This window comes from Streptomyces sp. enrichment culture (genome assembly GCF_964272855.1).
Lineage (GTDB): Bacteria > Actinomycetota > Actinomycetes > Streptomycetales > Streptomycetaceae > Streptomyces.
This window is the reverse complement of sequence record NZ_OZ186847.1, coordinates 1606561-1630312: the sequence shown is the minus strand read 5'-3', so window position 1 is coordinate 1630312 and position 23752 is coordinate 1606561. Positions and strand designations below refer to the sequence as shown.

Sequence of the window (23752 nt, the reverse complement as noted above, 5' to 3'; positions counted from 1 at the left end):
GGGACCGCGAAGCGCCCGGGGCCGCGCCCGCTGCCACGCCCGATGTCCCCGCCCCCGCGGCCCCGCCCGGTGCGGGCCGTCCCGCCGACGCCGCCGGCCGGCTCCGAGGGGCCCGCCGACCGGCCCGGACTCCCGCTGGACATGGAGAAGCTGCTCGCCGCCCGGCTGCACGCGGTGAAGGTCCGTCCCTACCTGGCCCACGCGCTGTTCGCGCTGCACGTGGTGGAGGACCGGTCGGTGCCGACGATGGCGGTGGACGCGCACTGGCGCTGCTACGTCTCGCCCGGCTTCGTGGCGCGCACCCCGGTGGAGGAACTGGCCGGCGTGTGGGTGCACGAGGTGTCCCATCTGCTCCGCGACCACCACGCGCGGGGCGAGCGGTACGCGCGCGAGCACGAGGAGCACGGGCCGGGCGAGCGGCTGCGGCGGAACATCGCCGCCGACTTCGAGATCAACGACGACATCTACGGCGACGGTCTGCCGATGCCCGTCGGGGCGGTGCTGCCGTCGCTGCTGCGGCTGCCCGACGGGCTGCTGATGGAGGAGTACCTGCGCCGGGCGTCGATGTCCTCCCTCGCCTCGGACCTGGCCTGGCTGGACTGCGGCAGCGGCGCCGACGGGCAGCAGCGGCCGTGGGAGCTGGGGCCCGACGGGGCCCACGGGCTGACCAGACAGCAGCGCGACGCGGTCCGCTTCCGGGTCGCGGAGGGCATCAAGGGCAAGCCCGGCGACGCGCCGGAGGGATGGCGCCGCTGGGCGGACGAGGCCTTCCATCCGCCGCAGCCGTGGCGGCAGCTGCTGGGCGCGGCGGTCCGCTCGGCGGCCGGGGCGCCGGGAGCGGGCGAGAACCACAGCTACCGGCGCCCGTCCCGGCGCTCGGCGAGCGTCCCCAAGGTGGTGCTGCCGAGTCTGCGCCGTACGCCGCCCCGGGTCTGCGTCGTCATCGACACCTCCGGGTCGGTGAGCGACGCGGAGCTGGGCAGCGCGCTGCTGGAGGTGGCGGCGATCTCACGCGCGGTGGGAGGGCGGCGCGACCTGGTCTCGGTCGTCTCCTGCGACGCGGCGGCCGGGGTCGCCGTCCCGATCTGCCGCGCCGAGAACATCGAGCTGGTCGGCGGCGGAGGCACGGACCTGCGCTCCGGGTTCGCCCGGGCGCTCCGCGCCGCGCCGCGCCCGGACGTGATCGTCGCCCTGACCGACGGCCAGACCCCGTGGCCCTCCGCGCAGCCGCCCTGCCGCACCGTCGTCGGCCTCTTCCCCCGTCCCGCCCGCGCCGTCGACGAGGAGAACCCGGACTACGTGCCGGACGCCCCACCGCCCTGGGCCCGCGTGGTCACCATCGGCTGAGGAGGCGCCGGGCACGGAGCCGACGGTCTGGTCGGCCAGACGTCCGACCGTCTAGCCGACCGGTGTCCGCTCCGGACGGAAGTCGAGCCGTCCGCCCGACACGTCCACCGTGACCCGGTCGCCTTCCTTCACCCGGCCGTCCAGCAGCAGCCGGGACAGCCGGTTGTCGACCTCGCGCTGAATGGTGCGGCGCAGCGGGCGGGCGCCGTACTCCGGCTCGTAGCCCTGCCGGGACAGCCAGTCCACGGCCGCGTCGGTGAACTCCACCGACACGCCCTGGGCGGTGAGCAGCCGCCGGGTGTGCTCCAGCAGCAGGTTGGTGATCCGGTGCAGCTGGTCGGCGGTGAGCTGGCGGAACACCACGATCTCGTCGATCCGGTTGAGGAACTCGGGCCGGAAGTGTTCGCGCAGCGGCCGCAGGATCTGCTCCCGGCGGGCCTCCTCGTCGGCGTCCCCGCCGCCCGGCCCGAACCCGATCGAGGCGCCGCGCCGGATGATCGCCTCCGAGCCGAGGTTGCTGGTCATCACGATGACCGTGTTGGTGAAGTCCACCGTCCGGCCCTGCGAGTCGGTGAGCCGGCCGTCGTCCAGCACCTGGAGCAGGATGTTGAAGACGTCCGGGTGCGCCTTCTCCACCTCGTCGAGCAGCAGCAGCGAGTACGGGTGACGGCGCACCACCTCGGTGAGCTGCCCGGCCTCCTCGTGCCCGACGTATCCGGGCGGGGCCCCGACCAGCCGGCTGACCGTGTGCCGCTCCTGGTACTCGCTCATGTCCAGCCGGACCATCCGGTCCTCGCTGCCGAACAGCGCCTCGGCGAGCGCCCGGGCCAGCTCGGTCTTGCCGACGCCGGTCGGGCCGAGGAAGAGGAAGCTGCCGATCGGCCGGTCGGGGGAGGAGAGCCCGGCCCGGGAGCGCAGCACCGCGTCCGAGACGACCCGTACGGCCTCCTCCTGGCCGACCACCCGCTCGCGCAGATGCTCCTCAAGGCCCAGCAGCCGGTCCTTCTCCTCCTCGGTGAGCCGGCTGACGGGGATGCCGGTCAGCCGGGACACCACCTCGGCGATGGCCTCCGAGGTCACCTCCAGGTGCTGGCCCTCGTCGGCCTCGCCGTCCCCGGCGGCCTCGGTGATCCGCTGCTTGATCTCGGTGATGCGGTCGCGCAGCCGCATCGCCTCCTCGTACTGCTCGTCCGCGACCGCCTGCTCCTTGTCCAGGGCCAGCTGCTCGGCCTCCCGTTCCATGGCGCGTACGTCCGTGCCCTTGGTGCGGGCGCGCAGCCGCACCCGCGCGCCCGCCTGGTCGATGAGGTCGATCGCCTTGTCCGGCAGCCGCCGGTCGGTGAGATAGCGGTCGGACAGCTCCACGGCGGCCACCAGCGCCTCGTCGCTGTAACGGACCTGGTGGTGGGCCTCGTAGCGGTCGCGCAGGCCGCGCAGGATCTCCAGGGCGTCCTCGGTGGTCGGCTCCGGCACCAGGATCGGCTGGAAGCGGCGGGCCAGCGCCGCGTCCTTCTCGATCCGGCGGTACTCCTCCAGCGTGGTGGCGCCCACGATGTGCAGCTCACCGCGCGCGAGCGCCGGCTTCAGGATGTTCCCGGCGTCCATCGAGCCGCCCTCGCCGCCCCCGCCCGCGCCGACCACGGTGTGCAGCTCGTCGATGAAGATGATCAGCTGGTCGGAGTGGGTGCGGATCTCCTCGACGATGTTGTTCATCCGCTCCTCGAAGTCACCCCGGTAGCGGGTGCCGGCGACGACCCCGGTCAGATCGAGGGCGACCACCCGGCGGCCGAGGAGGACGTCCGGGACGTCGGCCTCGGCGATCCGCTGGGCCAGCCCCTCCACGATGGCGGTCTTGCCGACGCCCGCGTCACCGATCAGCACCGGGTTGTTCTTGCCCCGGCGGGACAGCACCTCGATGGTCTGCTCGATCTCGTCGTCCCGGCCGATCACCGGGTCGATACGGCCCCGGCGGGCCTGGTCGGTGAGGTCCCGGCCGTACTTGTCGAGGGTGGGCGTGCCGGTCTGCCGCGGCCGTTCGGCGCGGGGCGCCGGTCCCGCCTCCGCCGTCTCGGGCGACAGCCCGCCGGGGGAGAACCGGGCCGCGTTGAGGATGTGCCCGGCCGCCGAGTCGGGATTGTTGGCGAGCGCGCTGAGCACGTGCTCCGGGCCGATGTGGCCGGCGCCGGTCGCCCGGGCCAGGTCGTGCGCGTCGAGCAGGGCGCGCTTGACCGCCGGGGTGAGGGACAGCGAGGTCGGCGGCGGCGCGCTGCCCTCCGGGAACTGGACCGGCCCGGAGCGCTCGTCGATCTCAGAGGCGAGGGAGTCCGGGTCCGCGCCCGACCGGCTGAGCAGACTTCGGGTGGGCTCCGCGGACAGCGCCGCGCGCAGCAGATGCTGGGTGTCGAGGTCCCGGCTGCCGTGCTCGGCGGCGTACTGCGCCGCGCCGCGCACCAGTTCCCTGGCGGGCTGGCTGAGCAGTCGGCCGATGTCTATCTGGCGCGGGCCGGGGCGGGGGCCGCCGAAGAAGCGGGCGAGGAATTCTCCGAAGGCGTCGTAGCCCTCAGGTCCGGTGAAACCGCTGGTCATGGCGTTCCCATCCGGCGTCCCTGCGCGGGTCGGGGGACGCCCTCGCTGATCGACGTGCCGGAGCCGGGTAACCCGGGCGGGAGCCGGTTACACACGTGGGCGCGCGCTCGTAGAACACCTTCGCACGAACAATCGGAGGGGGCACCTTCAGCCGGACCGTGCGGGAGCCCCCGACGGCTACCGGCGGCTCAGCGGGCCGTCAGGACGCGGGGCCCCGAGTCCGTGATCGCCACCGTGTGCTCGACGTGGGCGGCGCGCGAGCCGTCGTGGGTGCGCAGGGTCCAGCCGTCCGGGGCCGCGTAGTAGGTGTCGCCGCCGCCGGCGACGAGCATGGGCTCGATGGCGAGGACCATGCCGTGCCGCAGCCGGAGCCCGCGTCCCGGTCGGCCCTCGTTCGGCACCGGCGGGTCCTCGTGCATGTGGCGGCCCACGCCGTGTCCGCCGAAGCCGTCCGGGACGCCGTACCCGCCCGCCCGGCACACCGAGCCGACGGCGTGCGCGATGTCGCCGACGCGGTTGCCGACGACGGCCGCCTCGATGCCCGCGGCGAGGGCGCGCTCGGCGGTCGCGATCAGGCGGAGGTCGGCGGGGCGGGGCGTGCCGACGGTGAAGCTGATCGCCGAGTCGCCGACCCAGCCGTTCAGCTCGGCGCCGAAGTCGAGGGAGACCAGGTCGCCGTCGCGCAGGCGGTAGGTGGTGGGGATGCCGTGCACGATCGCGTCGTTCACCGAGGCGCACAGGACGGCGGGAAAGGGGGTCGGGGCGAAGGAGGGGCGGTAGCCCAGGAAGGGCGAGGACGCGCCGGCCTCGCGCAGCACCTCGCGGGCGAGGGCGTCCAGTTCGAGCAGGGAGACGCCGACGTCGGCGGCGTCCCGTGCGGCGGTCAGGGCGCGGGCGACGACCTGGCCCGCCTCGTACATGGCATCGATCGAGGAGTCCGTCTTCAGTTCCACCATGCCAATTACTATACCGGTATTAGAATGGGTGCCATGGTGCGCACCCCACTCACCCCAGAGGAACGCGAACGCGGCGAACGGCTCGGCCGGCTGCTGCGCGAGGCCCGCGGCGGCCGCAGCATGACGGAGATCGCGGCACACGCGGGCATCTCCGCGGAGACGCTGCGCAAGATCGAGACCGGGCGGGCCCCGACCCCGGCGTTCTTCACGGTGGCGGCGCTGGCCGGCGTCCTCGGGCTGTCCATGGACGAGCTGGCCGTGGCCACGGCCGTCACCGCCGAGTCCGCGGTGGCCTGAGGGTCCCGCGCCCCCGCCGAAAACTCCCCGTAGCGAGCCTGTAACACGGCTCGTGTTGGCTACGACGGATCCGGATACTCCGGTTGATACTCCGGCGACGCGGGGGAACGAGCGATGGCATCGGATCAACTCCCGGACGCGGTACGGGAGTTCGCGTCCTACCTGGACGGCCTGCTGGCGCGGCTCGACCAGGGCGGCGGATGGTGCGCGGTGTTCTGGCGGCGCGACCCGGACGGCATGCGGGCCTGCCTGGACGGGCGGGAGGTCCCGCCCTGGGACGTCGTGGAGGCACTGCTCCAGGACCTCGCCGCGGAACACGGCCCCGAGGCCGCCGCCCCCGCCAAGGACACGGCCCGCTCCCTGTACGCCGCCGCCCTCGCCGCGCACGACGCGCGGCCCGGCGCGCGCGAGATCCTCGGCGACCGGCTCGACGTCATGCTCCGCGAACAGAAGTACGCCGCCGAACGCCTCACCGAGCTGGGCCGCTTGCTCACCGAGGCCACCACCCGGCAGGCCGCCGACGCCCTCCGCCTCGACCTCGCCTGGGCCCGGGACGACCACACCCGCGCGACCGCCCGCTGCGCGGAACTGCGCACCCGCCTGGCCGGCCTGAACCAGCACGCCTCGACCGGGCCGGCGTATGACACCCGTGCGGGGGCGGCGGAGGCCACGGAGACCGGCACCGCGCGTCCTACGACGGGGCCGGCGCCACAGCCGGGGCCCGGCACTCCGGGCTCCTGGGCGTCCGCCGCGCCCCACTCGACGGCGGGGGCGCCTCGCCTGCGGCCCACGACGCCGGCTTCGCCGGCAGCCTCTGGTGCTGGTCACGGGGTGGCGGGGGAGCCGTATCCGCCGTCCGGCGCCTCGAATCCCGGGGCGCCCGCCCCACACCCGCGCCCGCGCCACGAAGCAGGCGCTTCCGCGCCGGGTTCCGATGCCGCTCCGGGACCGGTCTTCGGCGCCGGGCCCGCTGCGCACCCGCGCTCCGCAGCAGACGCTTCCGCGCCGGGCTCCTACACCGCGCCCGCGTCTGCCTCCGGCGCCGAGCCCGCCCCGCACCCGTACTCCACATCAGCCGCCCCCGCTTCCGCACCTGGGTCCTACCCCGCCCCCGCCCCGCACGCCGCACCACCGCCGGCCTTCGACGCCCCGCACGCCGCACCACCGCCCGCCCTCGATCGCACGTCCACCCCCACCGGCGCCCCGACCTCCACGCCCCCCGCAAACCCCACCCCAACCCCCGTTCCCACCCCAACCCCCACCCCCCGCAAACGCCGCCGAGGCGGTGCCCGGTTCGCCGGGGCCGGGGAGGACGACGTCGCTCCCGTCGTCGTGCCGCCCAGCCCCGCGCCCCTGGCGCCCGCGCCGGTCGAGCGGGCCGGGCGGCCGGTGCCGCGTGGGGCGCGCTTCGCGGGGGTGGGGGACGGCGGGACCGAGGCGGTGGTGCGGGAGCCGGCGGACGCGGGGGCGGCCGGGGCGGTCGCGGGGGTCGTCGAGGCTCTGGTGTGGTTGCGGGGTGAGGGGCGTGGCGGGGAGGCGCACGTGGTGCTGGCGGAGGTCGCGTACTGGGCTCCCGCGCGTTTCCCGCTGCTCGCCGCGGAGATGGAGCGTGCCGGGCTGGCGGCCGACTGGGCGACGCTGTTGTGGGAGATCGGCTCGCTGCCCGCCGACCGGCTGGTCGCCGTCGCCGACGTGCTGGCCGCGGCCGGGCGGAGCGCGGACGGGCAGCAGGTCCTGCGGCAGGGCGTCGCGCGCCCGGCGGCGGAGATCGGGCAGGCCGTGCTGGGCCTGGTCGGCGAGGGGCGCCGCCGTGAGGCGCACGCCCTGCTGGACGCGTATGTCGGTGTCCGCACTCCCGAGGAGGCCGCCCGCAGCGCCGCCCCCGGTCCGCAGACCTTGGTCCCGCTGCTGCTGGAGGCCGCCGGCCGGGTCTCCGCCGACCGGCACCGCGATCTCGTGCACGCGCTGCGCGTGGCCGGGGTGACCGCCTGACGGGCCGCGCCGATCACCCACAGGAGTGTGAAACAGGGCCGACTTGGCGGGTTGCCGACGATGGTCTTGGCAAGGCCTTCCCCTAGGCATACGTTCGTCCCTCTACGGCCTGTTTCTACGGGCGTAGAGGCTCTGACGTCCCGTCGAAGGAGCAGCTCATGGCCAACGTCGTACGCGCCGCCCTGGTCCAGGCGACCTGGACCGGCGACACGGAGTCCATGGTGGCGAAACACGAGGAGCACGCCCGTGAGGCGGCCCGCCGGGGAGCGAAGGTCATCGGCTTCCAGGAGGTCTTCAACAGCCCGTACTTCTGCCAGGTCCAGGAACCCGAGCACTACCGCTGGGCCGAGCCGGTCCCCGACGGGCCGACCGTGCGCCGGATGCGGGAGCTGGCCCGCGAGACCGGCATGGTGATCGTGGTGCCGGTGTTCGAGGTCGAGCAGTCGGGCTTCTACTACAACACCGCCGCCGTGATCGACGCCGACGGCTCCTACCTCGGCAAGTACCGCAAGCACCACATCCCCCAGGTCAAGGGCTTCTGGGAGAAGTACTACTTCAAACCGGGCAACCTCGGCTGGCCCGTCTTCGACACCGCCGTGGGCAAGGTCGGCGTCTACATCTGCTACGACCGCCACTTCCCGGAGGGCTGGCGCCAACTCGGCCTGAACGGCGCCCAGCTGGTCTACAACCCGTCGGCCACCCACCGCGGGCTCTCCTCCTACCTGTGGCGGCTGGAGCAGCCCGCCGCGGCCGTCGCCAACGAGTACTTCGTCGCCGCGATCAACCGCGTCGGCCGGGAGGAGTACGGCGACAACGACTTCTACGGCACGAGCTACTTCGTGGACCCGCGCGGGCAGTTCGTGGGGGAGACCGCCAGCGACAGCGAGGAGGAGCTGGTGGTCCGCGATCTCGACTTCGACCTGATCGAGCAGGTGCGGCAGCAGTGGGCGTTCTACCGCGACCGCCGCCCCGACGCGTACGAAGGGCTGGTGCGGCCGTGACCAAGGACCTGCTGGGACGGCACCGGGCCGTCATGCCGGAATGGCTCTCCCTCTACTACGAGGACCCGATCGAGATCACCCACGGCGAGGGCCGGTACGTCTGGGACGCGGCCGGCCGCAGGTACCTCGACTTCTTCGGCGGCATCCTCACCACGATGACCGCCCACGCCCTGCCCGAGGTGACCAAGGCGGTGAGCGAGCAGGCCGGGCGGATCCTGCATTCCTCAACCCTGTACCTGAACCGCCCGATGGTCGAACTCGCCGAGCGCGTCGCCCAGGTGAGCGGCATCCCCGACGCCCGCGTCTTCTTCACCACCTCCGGAACCGAGGCGAACGACACGGCGCTGCTGCTGGCCACCACCTACCGGCGCAGCAACACCGTCCTCGCGATGCGCAACAGCTATCACGGCCGCTCCTTCTCCGCCGTCGGCGTCACCGGCAACCGCGGCTGGTCCCCGACCTCCCTGTCCCCGCTGCAGACCCTGTACGTGCACGGCGGTGTCCGCACCCGCGGCCCGTTCGCCGCGCTCGACGACCGCGCGTTCATCGAGGCCTGCGTCGAGGACCTGAAGGACCTGCTCGGCCACACCCGCCCGCCCGCCGCGCTGATCGCCGAGCCCATCCAGGGCGTCGGCGGCTTCACCTCCCCGCCGGACGGCCTGTACGCGGCCTTCCGCGAGGTGCTGCACGAGCGCGGCGTGCTGTGGATCGCCGACGAGGTGCAGACCGGGTGGGGCCGCACCGGCGAGCACTTCTGGGGCTGGCAGGCGCACGCCCGCAGCGGCCCGCCGGACATCGTGACCTTCGCCAAGGGCATCGGCAACGGCATGTCCATCGGCGGGGTCATCGCCCGCTCCGAGATCATGAACTGCCTGGACGCCAACAGCATCTCCACGTTCGGCGGCACCCAGATCACCATGGCCGCGGGCCTCGCCAACCTCACCTACCTGCTGGAACACGATCTCCAGGGCAACGCCCGGCGGGTCGGCGGGCTGCTCATCGAACGGCTGCGGGCCGTCGCCGCGCAGCTTCCGCTGGTCCGGGAGGTGCGCGGGCGGGGGCTGATGATCGGCGTCGAGCTGGCGAAGCCCGGCACCGGCGAGGCCGCCCCGGAGGCCGCGGCGGCCGTGCTGGAGTCGGCCCGCGAGGGCGGGCTGCTCATCGGCAAGGGCGGCGGGCACAACACCAGCGCGATCCGGATCGTCCCGCCGCTGTCCCTCACGGTCGCGGAGGCCGAGGAGGGCGCCGCGATCCTCGAACAGGCTCTGAGAAGCGTCCAGTAGTCACCGAGTGGGGGAACGTCGCCATGGCCACAACCCTGCAGCCCTGGGAATCCCTGGAGCCCGCGCTGTCGGTCCGCCAGGTGCTCACCCTGGAACGGGTGCTGGCCGGCGAACCCGAGGTCGTGGCGGGCGCCGACCGGCTCGACCGGCCGGTGCGCTGGGTGCACGTCGCCGAGGCCGACGACGTCGGGGTGATGCTCAGCGGCGGCGAGATGGTGCTCACCACCGGCGTGCTGCTCGTCGGCGACGAGGAGAAGCAGGCCGAGTACATCCGCTCCCTGCACCGCGCGGAGGCCGCGGCCGTCGTCCTCGGACTGGGCCGCGCCTTCCCCGCCCCGCCGGACGTGATGCGGCGGGCCGCCGAACGGTGCGGGCTGCCCCTGGTCGTGCTGCACCGGCCGTTCCCGTTCGCCCAGCTGACGGAGGAGGTGCAGTCCCGGCTGGTGCGCCGCAACTTCGCCGCCGTCAGCCTCTCCGAGGCGGTGCGGACCACCCTCACCGGGCTGATCACCGCGGGCGCCCCGCTGCAGCGGCTCCTCGACGAGATCGCCCGGCACAGCGGCTGCCCCGTCGTCGTCACCAACCTCGCCCACCGGGTGCTGGCCACGGCGGGCGAACGCCCCGCGGTCGACGACGTGCTGCGCGACTGGGAACGCATCGCCCGGCAGGCCGGAGGCCGGGAAGGCGACGGCTGGATCCGCGCCGAGCTGGGCGGACGGGGCGAGCGGTGGGGACAGCTCGTGCTGTGCGGCCACCGCGGCGACACCGCCGCCGGCCGGCTGCTCGCCGACCGGGCCGCCGAGGCCCTGGTCCTGCACCGGATGCTCGGCGGCGCCGCCCACAGCTGGGAGGAGCAGTCCGCCCAGAGCCTGCTCACCGACCTGGTCGGCGGGACCGTACCGGCCCGGCAGCTGCTGCCCCGCGCCCGCGCCGCCGGACTGCCCGTCAACCGGCGGACCTTCGTCCCGCTGGTCGTCCGCGACGGCGATCCGGCCCGCCTCGACCGGGTGCTGCGCCTGCTGGGCCTGCCGGGGCTGGCTGCCGAGCTGGCCGACGGGGCCGCCGCCGTGCTGCTCAGCCTGGCCCGCGACCAGGACGCCGAAGCGCTCACCGGGCACTTCGCCGCCCGGCTGGGCCAGCACGGCCGGCCCGCCGTGGTGGCCGCCGCCGACGCGCGCACCGACTGGGACGACGTCCCCGCCGGGCTGCGCGAGGCCCGGCATGTCGCGGACGCCGTGGCCGGGTCCTCGGCCGCCCTCGACCTCCCGGCGGTCGTCCGCCTGAAGGACGTACACCTGCGCGGCCTGATCCGGCTGCTGCGGGACGACCCGCAGGTGCAGTCGTTCGCCGAGCGGGAGCTGGACGGGCTGCTCGGCCTCGGCGACGACGGTCTGCTGGCGGTGCTGCGGACGTATCTGGCCACCGGCCGCAACAAATCCCGCACCGCCCAGCTCCACCATGTCTCCCGGCCCGCGCTCTACCGCCGCCTGGAGGCGATACAAACCCGCCTCGGTGTCGACCTCGACGACTTCGAGCAGGCCGCCTCGGTGCACATCGCGCTCCTCGCGCATGACGCGCAACAGCGGTGAAACATGGAACTACCTGGGAAAACGGCGGTGAAACATGGGCTCGTCGCAACGTGACACGGTGGCACGCCGCCCGCCCGCAGACGTGACACGGTGCACCTCAAAGCGGGCGGCCGGGCTCCCTACGCTCACGGCACACCGAGCTACCGGAGCGACCGGAGGTCCCGATGAGCCGAGTGATCCGCGCCGCCGTCTTCCAGACCGCCTGGACCGGCGACAAGGAGTCGATGATCCGGGTGCACGAACAGGCGGCCCGCGACGCCGCCGCGCAGGGCGCCCGAGTCCTGTGCTTCCAGGAGCTGTTCTACGGGCCGTACTTCTGCCAGGTCCAGGACCCCGCCTTCTACGAGTACGCCGAGCGGATCCCCGAGGGGCCGATCGTGCGGCGCTTCCAGGCCCTCGCGAAAGAGCTGGGCATCGTCCTCGTGCTGCCGATGTACGAGGAGGAGCAGCCCGGCGTCCTCTACAACACCGCCGCCGTGATCGACGCGGACGGCTCGTACCTCGGCAAGTACCGCAAGACCCACATCCCGCAGGTCAGGGGCTTCTGGGAGAAGTTCTACTTCCGGCCCGGCAACTCCGGCTGGCCCGTCTTCGACACCGCCGTCGGCAGGATCGGCGTCTACATCTGCTACGACCGCCACTTCCCCGAGGGCTGGCGGGCGCTCGGCCTCGCGGGCGCCGAGATCGTCTTCAACCCGTCGGCGACCTCGCGCGGCCTGTCCGGCTACCTCTGGCAGCTGGAACAGCCGGCGGCGGCCGTCGCCAACGAGTACTTCGTCGGCGCGATCAACCGGGTGGGCGTCGAGGAGTACGGCGACAACGACTTCTACGGCACCTCCTACTTCGTGGACCCGGAGGCCCAGTTCGTCGGCGAGGTGGCGAGCGACAAGGAGACCGAACTGGTCGTCCGGGACCTCGACATGGCGAAGCTGCGAGAGGTCAGGGACCGCTGGCAGTTCTACCGGGACAGGGCGCCGGGGGCGTATTCGCCACTGACGGCACCGTAGACGCCCTTCAGGGGCGCGGGGCCGTGCTTGGCACGCGGCTGCCGCCGCGCGGGCGCGACCAGCCACAGACAACCTGCACCCGACACCCGCGAGGAGCGACCACGACATGAGCAGCCGGACCATCATCCGCGGCGGCCTCGTCATCACCGCCTCCGACGAGATCCACGCCGACGTCCTGATCGAGGACGGCCGCATCGCCGCCCTCGCCGCCTCCGGCACCCCCGCCGCCGAGGCGTGGACGGCCGAGCGGATCATCGACGCCACCGGGAAGTACGTCATCCCGGGCGGCGTCGACGTCCACACCCACATGGAGCTGCCGTTCGGCGGCACCTTCGCCTCCGACACCTTCGAGACCGGCACCCGGGCCGCGGCCTGGGGCGGCACCACAACGATCGTCGACTTCGCCGTGCAGAGCGTCGGACAGGCGCTGCGCGAAGGCCTCGACGCCTGGCACGCGAAGGCGGAGGGCAACTGCGCGATCGACTACGGCTTCCACATGATCGTCTCCGACGTCAACGACGAGACCCTGAAGGAGATGGACCTCCTCGTCGAGGAGGGCGTCACGTCGTTCAAGCAGTTCATGGCCTACCCGGGAGTCTTCTACTCCGACGACGGCCAGATCCTGCGCGCCATGCAGCGCTCCGCCGAGAACGGCGGCCTGATCATGATGCACGCGGAGAACGGCATCGCCATCGACGTGCTCGTGGCGCAGGCCCTCGCCCGCGGCGAGACCGACCCCCGCTACCACGGCGAGGTCCGCAAGGCCCTGCTGGAGGCCGAGGCCACCCACCGGGCGATCCGGCTCGCGCAGGTCGCCGGGGCGCCCCTGTACGTCGTGCACGTCTCGGCGGCGGAGGCGGTCGCCGAGCTGGCCAGGGCCCGCGACGAGGGGCTGAACGTCTTCGGCGAGACCTGCCCGCAGTATCTGTTCCTGTCGACGGACAACCTCGCCGAACCGGACTTCGAGGGCGCCAAGTACGTGTGCTCCACGCCCCTGCGCCCGAGGGAGCACCAGGCCAGGCTGTGGCGGGGCCTGCGCACCAACGACCTCCAGGTCGTCTCCACCGACCACTGCCCGTTCTGCTTCACCGGCCAGAAGGAGCTGGGCCGCGGCGACTTCTCCAAGATCCCCAACGGGCTGCCGGGCGTGGAGAACCGGATGGACCTGCTCCACCAGGCCGTCGTCGACGGGCACATCTCACGCCGCCGCTGGATCGAGATCGCCTGCGCCACCCCGGCCCGGATGTTCGGCCTGTACCCGAAGAAGGGCACCCTCGCCCCGGGCGCGGACGCCGACGTCGTCGTCTACGACCCGCACGCCGAGCAGGTCCTGTCCGCCGAGACGCACCACATGAACGTCGACTACTCGGCGTACGAGGGCAAACGCGTCACCGGCCGGGTCGAGACCGTGCTGTCGCGCGGGGTCCCCGTCGTCACCGAGCGGGAGTACACCGGACACGCCGGGCACGGCGCCTACGTTCCCCGCTCCACCTGCCAGTACCTCACCTAGGAGTGGCGCTCATGGACTTCGGACTCGTCCTGCAGACCGACCCGCCCGCCTCACGCGTCATCAGCCTGATGAAACGCGCCGAGCGCAACGGCTTCCGCTACGGCTGGACCTTCGACTCCGCCGTGCTGTGGCAGGAACCGTTCGTGATCTACAGCCAGATCCTCGCCAACACGCAGAAACTGAAGATCGGCCCGATGGTCACCAACCCGGGCACCCGCACCTGGGAGGTCACCGCCTCCACCTTCGCCACCCTCAACGACATGTTCGGCAACCGCACGGTGTGCGGCATCGGACGCGGCGACTCCGCGATGCGCGTGGCCGGCCGCAAGCCCAACACCCTGGCCCGGATCAGCGACGCCATGAAGGTCATCCGGGCCCTCGGCCGCGGCGAGGAGGCCGACCTCGGCGGCGGGACGGTCGTCAGGTTCCCGTGGATCAAGCCGGGCGCCCAACTGCCGGTCTGGATGGCGGCGTACGGGCCGAAGGCGCTGAAGATGACCGGTGAGGAGGCGGACGGCTTCATCCTCCAGCTCGCCGACCTCTACCTCACCGAGTACATGGTCAAGGCTGTCAAGGACGCCGCGGCCGCCGCCGGCCGTGATTCGTCCGAGGTGACGGTCTGCGTCGCCGCCCCGGCGTACGTCACCGAGGACGACTCGCCCGAGGCGCTGGCCCACGCCCGGGAACAGTGCCGCTGGTTCGGCGGGATGGTGGGCAACCATGTCGCGGACCTGGTCTCCAGGTACGGCGAGCACTCCTCGATGGTCCCCGACGAACTCACCGACTACATCAAGGCCCGGCAGGGCTACGACTACTCGCACCACGGGCGCAGCGGCAACCCGGACACGCAGTTCGTGCCCGACGAGATCGTGGACCGGTTCTGCCTGATCGGCACGCCGGCCGCGCACATCGAGAAGCTGAGGAAGCTGCGCGACCTGGGCGTCGACCAGTTCGCCGTCTACGACATGCACGACGCTCAGGAAGCGGTGATCGACGCGTACGGCACGCGGATCATCCCCGCGGTCAACGCCTGACCGCACACCGGAAGTTCTCCGAGGATCCGACCCCCCACACCTTGTCCCCCCTCCCCGCCGTCCCGGGGAGGGGCCCAAGGCCTCCGCACGGCCTTTCCCGTTCCCCTCCGTTCGATTGGCCTGCCCATGACCGAAACCGTTCCCACGGGGTCGCCCGCCGCCCAGCCCTCCGATGCCGAAGGCCGGATAGAACTGGCCCCCGAGGCCTTCCCCGCCGACAGCCCCTTCGCCAACGACGACCTGCGTCCCGTCCCGGTCGCGCAGCGCACCTGGACGACGTACAACTTCGCCGCGCTGTGGATCTCCATGGCGCACTGCATCCCCAGCTGGACCCTGGCCTCCGGCCTGGTCGCCCTCGGCATGGACTGGAAGCAGGCGGTGTTCACCATCGCCCTCGCCAACGTCGTCGTGCTGCTGCCGATGCTGGCCACCGGCCACGCCGGACCCAAGTACGGCATTCCCTTCCCGGTGCTCGCCCGCGCCTCGTTCGGGCTGCGCGGCGCCAACGTCCCCGCGCTCATCCGGGCCGCCGTGGCCTGCGGCTGGTTCGGCATCCAGACCTGGATCGGCGGCAGCGGCGTCTTCGCGCTCGGCTCCAAGCTCACCGGCGGCGAGTGGGAGAACGCGGGGCGGATCGCGGGCCACCCCTGGCCGCTGTGGCTGTGCTTCCTGCTCTTCTGGGCGCTGCAGATCGCGATCATCCACCGCGGCATGGACTTCCTGCGGCACTTCGAGAACTGGGCCGCGCCCTTCGTCATCGTCGGCGCGTTCGTGCTGCTGATCTGGATCGCGGTGAAGGCGGACGGATTCGGCGAGCTGCTGTCGCAGCCGTCGGAGCTGGGCTGGGGCGCCGACTTCTGGCCGGTCTTCTTCCCGTCCCTCATGGGGATGATAGGTTTCTGGGCCACTTTGTCCCTCAACATTCCCGACTTCACCCGCTTCGGCGCCAGCCAGAAGGCACAGACCTGGGGCCAGTCGCTCGGTCTGCCCACGACGATGACGCTGTTCGCGATCCTCGCCGTGCTGGTCACCTCCGGCTCCCAGGCGGTCTACGGGGAGGCGATCTGGGACCCGGTCACCCTCGCCGCCCGGGCGGACAACGCCTTCGGCCTGCTCTTCGCGCTCGTCACCGTGCTGATCGCCACCGTGTCGGTGAACATCGCGGCGAACGTCGTGTCCCCGGCGTACGACCTCGCCAACCTGGCGCCGAAGTTCATCACCTTCCGCACCGGCGCGCTGATCACCGGCGTCGTCGGCGTGCTGATCTTCCCGTGGAAGCTGATCTCCACGCCCGAGTTCTACATCTTCACCTGGCTCGGTGTGGTCGGCGGGCTGCTCGGCACGGTCGCGGGCATCCTGATCGCCGACTACTGGATCGTCCGCCGCACCGTGCTCCACCTCGCGGACCTCTACACGCCCGGCGGGCGCTACTGGTACTCCGGCGGCTGGAACTGGCGTGCCCTGGCGGCCTTCGCGGTCGGCGGGGTGCTGGCGGTCGGCGGTTCGTACTCGACGGTGGGCGCGGACGGGACGAAGTCCGGCCCGTTCCCGGCGGACGGTCTGATCCCGTTCCTCAAGCCGCTCGCCGACTACGGCTGGGCGGTCGGCCTCGCGGCCTCGCTGCTGCTGTACGTGGCGCTGATGCCGCCGCGCCGGGAGCGGGCCGCCCGCTGACGCCGGGGGCGGCGGCCGGTCAGCCCGCGCCGCCGTCCTCCAGCGCGGCCACCGCGTCCTTCGCGGCCTTGATGGCGCCCTTGTTGATCACATCGGTGGCGGGTGCCGTCCGGTTCTCGAAGTCGGAGCCGTTGTACGTCACCGTCACCAGCGCGTTGGCCGCGCGGACCAGCACCACGCCCTCACGGGTCTCCTGCTTGTCCTCGGTGGTGAGGTTCACGACGGAGTACGCCGTGTCGCCGAGGCCCGGCACCGGCCCGCCGCCGCCGCGCTCCGCCATCCGGTCCTCGTACTGCTTCTGCGCCTGCTCGTCCGAGTCGCTTATCTCGAAGGAGACGTCGAGCCACCGGTAGTCGTAGCCCTTCAGGGCGTTCCAGGAGCAGGTGCGGCGCACCGAGGTGTCCGTGGACGGGATCTCCTTCCCCGCCGGCTTGGCGCCGGGCACCAGCGAGGCGACCGTCTTCCCGGCCACGCTGTCGCACGGCGCCGGGGCGGCGGTGTACGTCTTGGACACCGCCGTGGTCGACGGCGCGGACGCGGACCGGGAGCCGGTCTCGCGCGGTGCCTTGGCCTCGGCGGGGGAGGCCGTCCCGGGCCCGGAGGTGAGGGCCCAGCCGGCACAGGCGAGCACGGCGACCGGGGTCAGTCGCGCGGTGAGGGCGAGCGGCAGGGGAAGAGAACGCACGGCGCACTTCTCGTGGGGGTCGGTGCGGAAAGGAGTCCGCACTGCGGACGGGACGACAGTGTCACACGACTCCTTGTGGGGCGGAAGTGCCAACTCGCTCCGTGCCCGCGCGGTAACTGCGGCCATCCGTCCGTGGGCTGTATATGCCCCTATGTCCCTGCGGTGGGCCGCCCACCGCCCGCGCGCGTCCCGCGCATCGCCCGCACACCGCCGTGCGCTCACCTACCATCGCGGCCATGACACCCGCGATCGCCGCCCCGGCTCCCGGCGCGCCGCGGACGCTGGGCCCGTACCGGCTGGTGGGCGTGCTCGGCGCGGGCGGCATGGGCACCGTCTATCTCGGCCTGGGCCGACGGCGGCGGGCCGCGGTGAAGACCGTGCTGCCCGAATTGCTGCGGGAGCCCGGGATACGCGCCCGCTTCCAGCGCGAGGTGACCGCCGCCGCCACGGTGCGCAGCCCCTACCTCACCCGCACACTGGACTCCGACCTGGACGGCGCGGTCCCGTGGCTCGCCACGGAGTTCGTCCCCGGACCGACGCTCGCGACGGCGGTCGAGCGGCACGGCGCGCTGCCGGTGCCCGCGGTCGGCGCCCTGGGCGGGGCGCTGGCCCGCGCGCTGGCCGCGCTGGGTGCCGCCGGGGTGGTGCACCGCGACCTCAAGCCGTCCAACGTGCTGCTGCCCGCCGACCGGCCACGGGTCGTCGACTTCGGCATAGCCCGCGTCCGCGGCGACACGACCCTCACGGTCACCGGGCAGCGGCCGGGATCCGTCGGCTACATGTCTCCCGAGCAGGTGCTGGGCGGCGAACTGGGCCCGCCCAGCGACGTGTTCACGCTCGGCGCGGTGCTGGCGTACGCCGCCACCGGGCGCCATCTCTTCCACGGCGACCACCCGGCCATGGCGAGCTTCCTCATCGCCTACGAGGAACCCGACCTGTCCGGACTGCCCGCCGCCCTCGTGCCGGTGCTGCGCCGCTGCCTGGACCACGACCCGCGGCGCCGTCCCGGCCCCGCCGAGCTGGCCGAGGAACTGGACCCCCAGGGCGCGGCACGGCGCCGTACCGCGTCCTGGCTCCCCGCTCCCGTCGCCGGCGACGCGGCCCGCCTCGAACGCGCCGCGGCGGAACTGGCTCCATCACGCGTCGACGTGACGCGTCGTCAGCTGATCGCCGGCGCCGGGAGCGCGGTCCTGCTCGGCGGCGCGGCGGCGTTCTGGTACGGCTCCCGAGGCGGAACGCGGGACGAGCCGGCGGCGGCGCCCCGCTGGACGGGGTCGCCGGGCGAGGTCCCGCCGCCGTTGTGGTCGTACCGGAAAGGCGCGGCGAAGCCGGCGTTCAGACCGGTGGCCGCCGGTCCGGTCGTGCTGACGGCACACGCCGACGGCGGTGTCGTGGCCCACGACCCGGTGTCCGGGGAGGAACGCTGGCGACGGCGTACGCGCGTCGAGGCGGTGCTCGGCGGTGCCGCTCCGGTCCTCCTGGAGGACGGCGTCCCGACCGTCCTGGACGCCGCCTCGGGACAGGTGCGGCTGCGCGTGGCAGGCGTACGGCTGTCCCGGCTGCTCGCCTCGGACGGCGGCGTGGTCTACGGCACGGGCTCCGACCGGCGGATCCACGCCCTGCGCCTGGCCGACGGCGGGCGCCGGTGGCGGGTCGCCGTGCCCTCCGAGGCGGACGGCGCGGACCTCACCGCGACAGCCGGCGGGGACCTGCTCCTGCTGGCCGGGAACGGCTCGGTCACCGCGCTGTCGGCCGCCGACGGCGCCGTGGTCTGGCGCCGGGACACCGGAGCCCGGGCCGGCGTGACCCCCGCCCTCGCCGAGAACCTCGTGGTGCTGGGCGGTGAGCGACTGACCGGTCTCGACCCGGGCGACGGCAGCCGGCTGTGGTCGGTCACCGCGGAGGAGGACGACGGATTCGGCACCCCCGCGCTCGACGACGGCCGGGTGTACGTGGTGGACGGCTCGCAGCTGCGCGCGGTCGACGCCGCCCGGGGCACCGCCTCGTGGACGGTCCTCGCGGACGACTCGCTGGCCGCCGACGCGGCCCCCGTGGTGGCCGGCTCCGGTGTGTACGCCGCGCTGCGCAACCCCGAGCGGGGAATTCTCGTCGTTCACAGGCAGCGTGCGGCCGAGCAGTACCGCTTCACCGCCGCCGGCTCCGGCGACGCCCCCTGGCGCGGCACGGCCGCCACCGGGAACTGTGTCGTGTGGCAGCGCGGCACCGCGGTGCACGCCCTGCCCGGCCTGTGACGCGACGGCAGAACCACGCGCGACGACCGAGTCCGAGAGTGTGAGGAGAACACCGCCGTGCAGCCCCTCAGAGACGAAGACCCGCGCGCCCTCGGGCCGTATCGGCTCCTGGCCCGATGGCCGCGTACCGGCACCGCGGGCACGCCTCGCTTCGTCGGGCGGGACCGGGACGGCACCACCGTGCTCGTCGTCGTCCTCCCCGAGGCGGCCCGCGCGGCGGCCGCCGCGCTGCGCGGCACACCGGTCGCCGGGGTCCCCGCCCGGCTCGGCGCCGGCCTCGACACCGAACCGGCCTGGCTCGCCGTGGCGTTGACGCCCGCGGTGGGGCTGGACGAGGTGGACGGTCCGCTGCCGGTGGCCGGCGTGCGCGCCATGGGCGGCGCCGTCGCCGGGGCACTCGCCGGACTGCACGCGGCGGGCGTCGTGTACGGCGCCGTCGCGCCCGAGGGCGTGTGGCTGACCGCGCGAGGCCCGCTGCTCCCGGCCCTGGACGCCTGCCGTGTCCACCAGGGGCCGCCCCCCGGCACCCGCCTCACCACCGCGCCCGCCCCCTATCTCGCCCCCGAGGTACTGGGCGGCGGGCAGCCCTCGCCGGCCGCGGACGTGTTCGCGCTCGGCGTGCTGCTCGCGCACACCGCCCTCGGCCGGCTGCCGTTCGGGGACGGCGCGCCGCCGGAGCTCGCCTACCGCGCCGCCCGGACCGACCCCGACCTGGCAGGCCTGCCCGACGACCTGGCCGAGGTCGTCTCCCGCGCCCTGTCCACCGTACCGGACGAGCGGCCGACGGCACCGGAACTCGCGCGGAACCCGGCACTCGCCGGGCCTGCCACGGGCGAGGACAGGCTGCCGGGCCGGGTCGTCGCCGCACTGGCCGCACGGGCACAGGAGGTCTTCGCGCTGGAGGGCGCACCGGACGAGCCCGCGCCGACGCGGGTGGAGACGGACACACCGACGCGGGCCGCCGTCACGGAGCCGCCCACGCGGGTGGCCGCGGGGCCAGCGACCGCGGCGCGGCCGACGGGAACGCTCCCGCTGCGGCCCGCGGCGACGACGCGGCGGACCCCGTCCGAACCGCCGTCCCCCACCCGGCGCGTGCTGCTGGGCCGGATGCTCGGCGGCGCCGTCGGCGCGGTGCTCGGCGGTGGCGCGGTTTTCGCCTGGACGGCGGCACGCGACGACACCCCAGACTCGGCCGGCGCCTCGGGGCCGAAGCGGCCCGCACGCGGCCGTGCCCTCACCGGACTGCCGCCGACCGCGCTGTGGCGGTACGACGACCCGACCGGCAGGACCAGGCTGGTCCCGGTGACGGCGGCGGGCCGTGCCGTCGTCGTGCAGGGCGAGTCGGCGCGCGGGCTGGACCTGACGTCCGGCAAGGCGGTGTGGCAGGTCCAGGAGCTGAAAGGCACCGCCCCCGTCTGGCAGGCCTCCGGGCGCCGGGCGCTGCTGTACACGTTCGACGGGCTCACCGTGTGCGACCTGCGGGACGGCCGGCGGGAATGGGTCGACAGCGCCTACGAGAGAGGTCTCGCGGACGACGGCCTGGAGGTGACGAAAGTGCTCGGGGTGCGCCGTGACACCGCCTGGGTGCTCCTCGGGAAGCGCACCGACCTCCAGCACCACGAACTCCACCTCGCCGCGTTCGACTTCGTCCGGCGCGAGCAGCGCTGGCGGACCCCGGTGCCCGACGGCTTCGGCGGCACCGCCGCCCTGCTCGGCGGGTCCGGCGACACCCTCGTACTCGAAGGCAAGGACGGCACGGGGCTCTCCTCCGACGAGGAGCTGGAGACGGCCACCAAGCGGTTCGCCGGTTTCGACCGGGCCACCGGGAAACACCGGTGGACGCGGTCCTTCGACGACGTCGAGCCCGACAGCCCGACGCTCACGGACGGCTCGGGGAAGCTGTTCGCGGTCGGCCTGGGCAGTCTCCACGCCAGGGACCTGACCACCGGCCGCCGGCTGTGGGAGGAGTCGACCCTGGGCGACGCCGCGCCCCTCACCCTCGACCGGGGCACCGTCTACGTCCAGGGCGGCACCGAAGTGAGCGCCTACGAGGCCCGAACCGGCCGGCGCCGCTGGCAGCGGTACATGCCGAGGGGCACAGCGAACGCCCGCGTCGGCGGCATGGCGGTCAGCGACTCCGGCCGGCTGCTCCTCGTACCGACGCCCGAGCACGTCACCGCGTTCGACACCGAGTCCGGCGAACTCGTGTGGCAGCTGTCGCCGGTGGGTCTGGAGCCGCACGACCCCTTCCAGCTGGCCGTGGTCCCGGGCGCCGTTCTCGTGGGCCAGCCGTCGGCGGTCATCGCCGTACCCACGATCTGACGGCCGATCCACCGGCCCATTCACCTCAAGGAGCGCGCTGCGATGCCGGTCAACTCCCCGATCCTCCCGCTGCTGCCGGACGACCCCGCACACGTCGCCGGCTTCACGCTGGCCGGCCGGCTCGGCAGCGGCGGCATGGGCACCGTCTACCTGGCACGGTCCGCCGGCGGGCGGCTGGTCGCGCTGAAGACGATCCACCCGGAGCTCGCGGACGAACCCGGACTCCGGGACCGTTTCCGGCTCGAGGCGGAGGCCGCCCGCAGCCTCGGCCCGCTGCACACCGCGGAGGTCGTCGACGCCGACCCCGACGCGGCGCGGCCGTGGCTGGCCACGGCGTACCTCATCGGCCCCTCGCTGCGGGACGCCGTACGGCTCGGCGGCCCCCTGCCGCAGGACACCGTGCGGGGCCTGGGCACCGCCCTCGCCGAGTCCCTCCGGGCCCTGCACCGGTCCGGGCTGGTGCACCGCGACCTGAAGCCCTCCAACGTCCTCCTCACCCCGGCGGGCCCCCGGCTCATCGACTTCGGGATCGCCCGGGCTCTCGGCGCGCGGCGGCTCACCTCCACCGGCCAGGTGATCGGGACCCCGGCGTACATGTCACCCGAGCAGGTGCGCGGCGAGGAGCACGGCCCGGAGGGCGACGTCTTCGCACTCGGCTCCGTCCTGGTGTTCGCCGCCACCGGACACGGGCCCTTCGACGGCCGGGACGGCCAGGACCCGATGGTGCTGGTCCGCGACGCCGAGCCCGAACTCGCGGACCTGCCCGCCGGGTTGCGGGACGTCCTCGCCGCCTGCCTGCACAAGACGCCGGGACACCGGCCCGAGCCGGGGCGGATCGCGGCGGCGTGGGGGCCGTTCGACGCCACGGCGTTCGCCGACACCCTGCCCGGCCCGGTGCTCGCCGACATCACCCGCAGAATCGGCGAAGTGCCCACCGCCGGAGGCGTCGCGGACGCCGGTACCCCCGCGCGAGGGGAGCCGGACAGCGCCGGTCCCGCCCCACGCACCGGCCGGCTCTCCCGCCGGGCGGTCCTCGTGGCGGCCGTCGGCGGCGTCCTGGCCACCGGCACCGCGGCCACGCTCCTCGCCGCGGGCGGGTTCGGCGGCTCCGGCGGCGGAACGCCCGCGAAGGGGAGCGGACCGGCCTCCTCCAAGGACTCCGGCGGCCGGCCGCCCGGCACGGCCCCCCGCCCTCGCTGGTCCGTGCCCCTGCGCGACGCCTACGACGACCCGATATCGGCCGACGGAGTCGCCTTCACGTCCGGCGTCGCACTCTCCGCCAAGGACGGCTCCCAGCTGTGGCGTGAGAACGCGTCGAACGTGCGCGTCGCGGCCTTCGACGGACGGGCGTACGGGATGGTCACCGACCCGGAGACCGGCGACCGCTCGTTCGGCCGCGTCGACCTGAGAACCGGCAAGGTCGCCGGCCCGGCCGGTGACCCCCATGAACTGGACGACGCGCTGTTCAACGTGATCGCCACCGACGGCGACACCGTCTACCTCCACGTCTACGACGACTTCGGTTCAGCCCTGAGCGTGTCCCGGGTCCTGGCCTACGACGTGGCGGCGCGGCGCATCCGCTGGAGCCGGCCGATCGAGGCCCACCGCGACGAGACGGGAAGCGGTCCGTTCGTCTCCGCGGTCGTGACGGGCGAGCGGCTGGTCTGCACCGACCCTGAACTCATGTTCGCATTCGACCGCCGCGGCGGCGAGCCGTTGTGGACCCGGCGGCTGCTGGACGGCGGCGACCCCCTGGACACGCTCGGCCGCCCGGTGGCATCGCGGACCCACGCCTACACCGCGGCTTCGAGCATCTGGGCGGTGGACCTCGCCACGGGCGACATCACCTGGGAACTCGAATCCGCGTCGCCGCTGGCGACCGGGTTCGCCGATCCCGTGATCGCGGACGGCGTCCTGTACGCGGTCGACAAGGACCTCACCGCCCACGACCCGCTCACCGGCGGAAAACTGTGGACGCTGCGCTCCGACCTCTACCTCAGCACCATCGCCCAGCCGGACGCGTTCAAGGGCCTGCTCTACGTCGGCACAGTGGAGGAGGGAGTGGCCGTGATCGCCGTCGACGTCGCCCGGCGCAAGGAGGCCTGGAGCCTTTCCGCACAGGCCGTGAAGTCGGAAGGGGGAGTCGACCTCGTCCACGCCGGAGGGTTCCTCTACGTCCACGAGACGCAGCGCCTGACGGCCGTCCCCCTGGACTAG

16 protein-coding genes are annotated in these 23752 nt (G+C 73.8%); 13 read left to right on the top strand and 3 right to left on the bottom strand.

Annotated elements, in window-relative coordinates:
• Positions 1 to 141: 141 nt before the first annotated feature.
• A complete protein-coding gene (locus tag ACSU6L_RS07025; protein ID WP_437064804.1) occupies positions 142 to 1347 on the top strand; it encodes a vWA domain-containing protein in 1206 nt (401 codons plus the stop codon).
• A 51-nt stretch (positions 1348 to 1398) separates the two neighbouring features.
• Here ACSU6L_RS07025 and ACSU6L_RS07020 read toward each other — a convergent pair whose 3' ends face one another.
• Together ACSU6L_RS07020 and map are read right to left on the bottom strand one after the other, a co-directional pair.
• Entirely contained in the window at positions 1399 to 3933 is a 2535-nt protein-coding gene (locus ACSU6L_RS07020; RefSeq protein WP_437054610.1) for an ATP-dependent Clp protease ATP-binding subunit, read from the bottom strand.
• 188 nt (positions 3934 to 4121) lie between these two features.
• Positions 4122 to 4889, bottom strand: a complete 768-nt coding sequence (map, locus tag ACSU6L_RS07015) for a type I methionyl aminopeptidase (protein ID WP_437054608.1) — start codon at positions 4887 to 4889, stop codon at positions 4122 to 4124.
• Between the two features lie 33 nt (positions 4890 to 4922).
• On the opposite strand from map, the gene ACSU6L_RS07010 reads away from it, so the two are divergent.
• The 9 genes from ACSU6L_RS07010 (at position 4923) to ACSU6L_RS06970 (ending at position 16276) form a co-directional block, all read left to right on the top strand.
• Complete coding sequence (locus tag ACSU6L_RS07010) at positions 4923 to 5186, top strand: helix-turn-helix domain-containing protein (protein ID WP_437054606.1); 264 nt, start codon at positions 4923 to 4925, stop codon at positions 5184 to 5186.
• Positions 5187 to 5300: 114 nt separating this feature from the next.
• Positions 5301 to 7178: a hypothetical protein gene (locus ACSU6L_RS07005; RefSeq protein ID WP_437054604.1), complete on the top strand. Its 1878-nt coding sequence runs from the start codon at positions 5301 to 5303 to the stop codon at positions 7176 to 7178.
• Positions 7179 to 7336: 158 nt separating this feature from the next.
• On the top strand, positions 7337 to 8179 hold the full coding sequence (locus tag ACSU6L_RS07000) for a nitrilase-related carbon-nitrogen hydrolase (RefSeq protein ID WP_437054602.1): 843 nt from the start codon (positions 7337 to 7339) through the stop codon (positions 8177 to 8179).
• Positions 8176 to 9462: an aspartate aminotransferase family protein gene (locus ACSU6L_RS06995; protein WP_437054600.1), complete on the top strand. Its 1287-nt coding sequence runs from the start codon at positions 8176 to 8178 to the stop codon at positions 9460 to 9462. The genes ACSU6L_RS07000 and ACSU6L_RS06995 overlap by 4 nt, the downstream gene beginning before the upstream one ends.
• Positions 9463 to 9485: 23 nt before the next feature.
• Positions 9486 to 11051 (top strand): PucR family transcriptional regulator, encoded by a 1566-nt coding sequence (locus ACSU6L_RS06990; RefSeq protein WP_437054599.1) that lies wholly within the window; start codon positions 9486 to 9488, stop codon positions 11049 to 11051.
• Positions 11052 to 11215: 164 nt separating this feature from the next.
• Entirely contained in the window at positions 11216 to 12058 is an 843-nt protein-coding gene (locus tag ACSU6L_RS06985; protein ID WP_437054596.1) for a nitrilase-related carbon-nitrogen hydrolase, read from the top strand.
• A 106-nt stretch (positions 12059 to 12164) separates the two neighbouring features.
• Positions 12165 to 13568 carry a dihydropyrimidinase gene (gene hydA / locus ACSU6L_RS06980; protein ID WP_437054594.1) on the top strand — a complete coding sequence of 468 codons (1404 nt, stop codon included), beginning with the start codon at positions 12165 to 12167 and terminating at the stop codon, positions 13566 to 13568.
• A gap of 11 nt (positions 13569 to 13579) precedes the next feature.
• Positions 13580 to 14602: a TIGR03842 family LLM class F420-dependent oxidoreductase gene (locus tag ACSU6L_RS06975; protein ID WP_437054592.1), complete on the top strand. Its 1023-nt coding sequence runs from the start codon at positions 13580 to 13582 to the stop codon at positions 14600 to 14602.
• A 126-nt stretch (positions 14603 to 14728) separates the two neighbouring features.
• The gene (locus tag ACSU6L_RS06970) at positions 14729 to 16276 is read left to right on the top strand and encodes an NCS1 family nucleobase:cation symporter-1 (protein WP_437054591.1); all 1548 of its coding nucleotides are present in this window, start codon (positions 14729 to 14731) and stop codon (positions 16274 to 16276) included.
• A 19-nt stretch (positions 16277 to 16295) separates the two neighbouring features.
• Here ACSU6L_RS06970 and ACSU6L_RS06965 read toward each other — a convergent pair whose 3' ends face one another.
• The gene (locus ACSU6L_RS06965) at positions 16296 to 16961 is read right to left on the bottom strand and encodes a hypothetical protein (protein ID WP_437054587.1); all 666 of its coding nucleotides are present in this window, start codon (positions 16959 to 16961) and stop codon (positions 16296 to 16298) included.
• A gap of 236 nt (positions 16962 to 17197) precedes the next feature.
• On the opposite strand from ACSU6L_RS06965, the gene ACSU6L_RS06960 reads away from it, so the two are divergent.
• Genes ACSU6L_RS06960 through ACSU6L_RS06950 form a run of 3 tightly spaced genes read left to right on the top strand, consistent with a single transcriptional unit; the run spans position 17198 to position 23752 of the window.
• Positions 17198 to 19213: an outer membrane protein assembly factor BamB family protein gene (locus tag ACSU6L_RS06960; protein ID WP_437054585.1), complete on the top strand. Its 2016-nt coding sequence runs from the start codon at positions 17198 to 17200 to the stop codon at positions 19211 to 19213.
• 57 nt (positions 19214 to 19270) lie between these two features.
• The gene (locus ACSU6L_RS06955) at positions 19271 to 21535 is read left to right on the top strand and encodes an outer membrane protein assembly factor BamB family protein (RefSeq protein WP_437054583.1); all 2265 of its coding nucleotides are present in this window, start codon (positions 19271 to 19273) and stop codon (positions 21533 to 21535) included.
• 42 nt (positions 21536 to 21577) lie between these two features.
• Positions 21578 to 23752, top strand: a complete 2175-nt coding sequence (locus tag ACSU6L_RS06950; RefSeq protein ID WP_437054581.1) for a protein kinase domain-containing protein — start codon at positions 21578 to 21580, stop codon at positions 23750 to 23752.

What these genes read in the sequence shown, in the direction of transcription:
- ACSU6L_RS07025 (WP_437064804.1), top strand. Translation starts at nt 142, where the DNA reads ATGGAGAAGCTGCTCGCCGCCCGGCTGCACGCGGTGAAGGTCCGTCCC.
- ACSU6L_RS07020 (WP_437054610.1), bottom strand. Translation starts at nt 3,933, where the DNA reads ATGACCAGCGGTTTCACCGGACCTGAGGGCTACGACGCCTTCGGAGAA.
- map (WP_437054608.1), bottom strand. Translation starts at nt 4,889, where the DNA reads ATGGTGGAACTGAAGACGGACTCCTCGATCGATGCCATGTACGAGGCG.
- ACSU6L_RS07010 (WP_437054606.1), top strand. Translation starts at nt 4,923, where the DNA reads ATGGTGCGCACCCCACTCACCCCAGAGGAACGCGAACGCGGCGAACGG.
- ACSU6L_RS07005 (WP_437054604.1), top strand. Translation starts at nt 5,301, where the DNA reads ATGGCATCGGATCAACTCCCGGACGCGGTACGGGAGTTCGCGTCCTAC.
- ACSU6L_RS07000 (WP_437054602.1), top strand. Translation starts at nt 7,337, where the DNA reads ATGGCCAACGTCGTACGCGCCGCCCTGGTCCAGGCGACCTGGACCGGC.
- ACSU6L_RS06990 (WP_437054599.1), top strand. Translation starts at nt 9,486, where the DNA reads ATGGCCACAACCCTGCAGCCCTGGGAATCCCTGGAGCCCGCGCTGTCG.
- ACSU6L_RS06985 (WP_437054596.1), top strand. Translation starts at nt 11,216, where the DNA reads ATGAGCCGAGTGATCCGCGCCGCCGTCTTCCAGACCGCCTGGACCGGC.
- hydA (WP_437054594.1), top strand. Translation starts at nt 12,165, where the DNA reads ATGAGCAGCCGGACCATCATCCGCGGCGGCCTCGTCATCACCGCCTCC.
- ACSU6L_RS06975 (WP_437054592.1), top strand. Translation starts at nt 13,580, where the DNA reads ATGGACTTCGGACTCGTCCTGCAGACCGACCCGCCCGCCTCACGCGTC.
- ACSU6L_RS06970 (WP_437054591.1), top strand. Translation starts at nt 14,729, where the DNA reads ATGACCGAAACCGTTCCCACGGGGTCGCCCGCCGCCCAGCCCTCCGAT.
- ACSU6L_RS06960 (WP_437054585.1), top strand. Translation starts at nt 17,198, where the DNA reads ATGACACCCGCGATCGCCGCCCCGGCTCCCGGCGCGCCGCGGACGCTG.
- ACSU6L_RS06950 (WP_437054581.1), top strand. Translation starts at nt 21,578, where the DNA reads ATGCCGGTCAACTCCCCGATCCTCCCGCTGCTGCCGGACGACCCCGCA.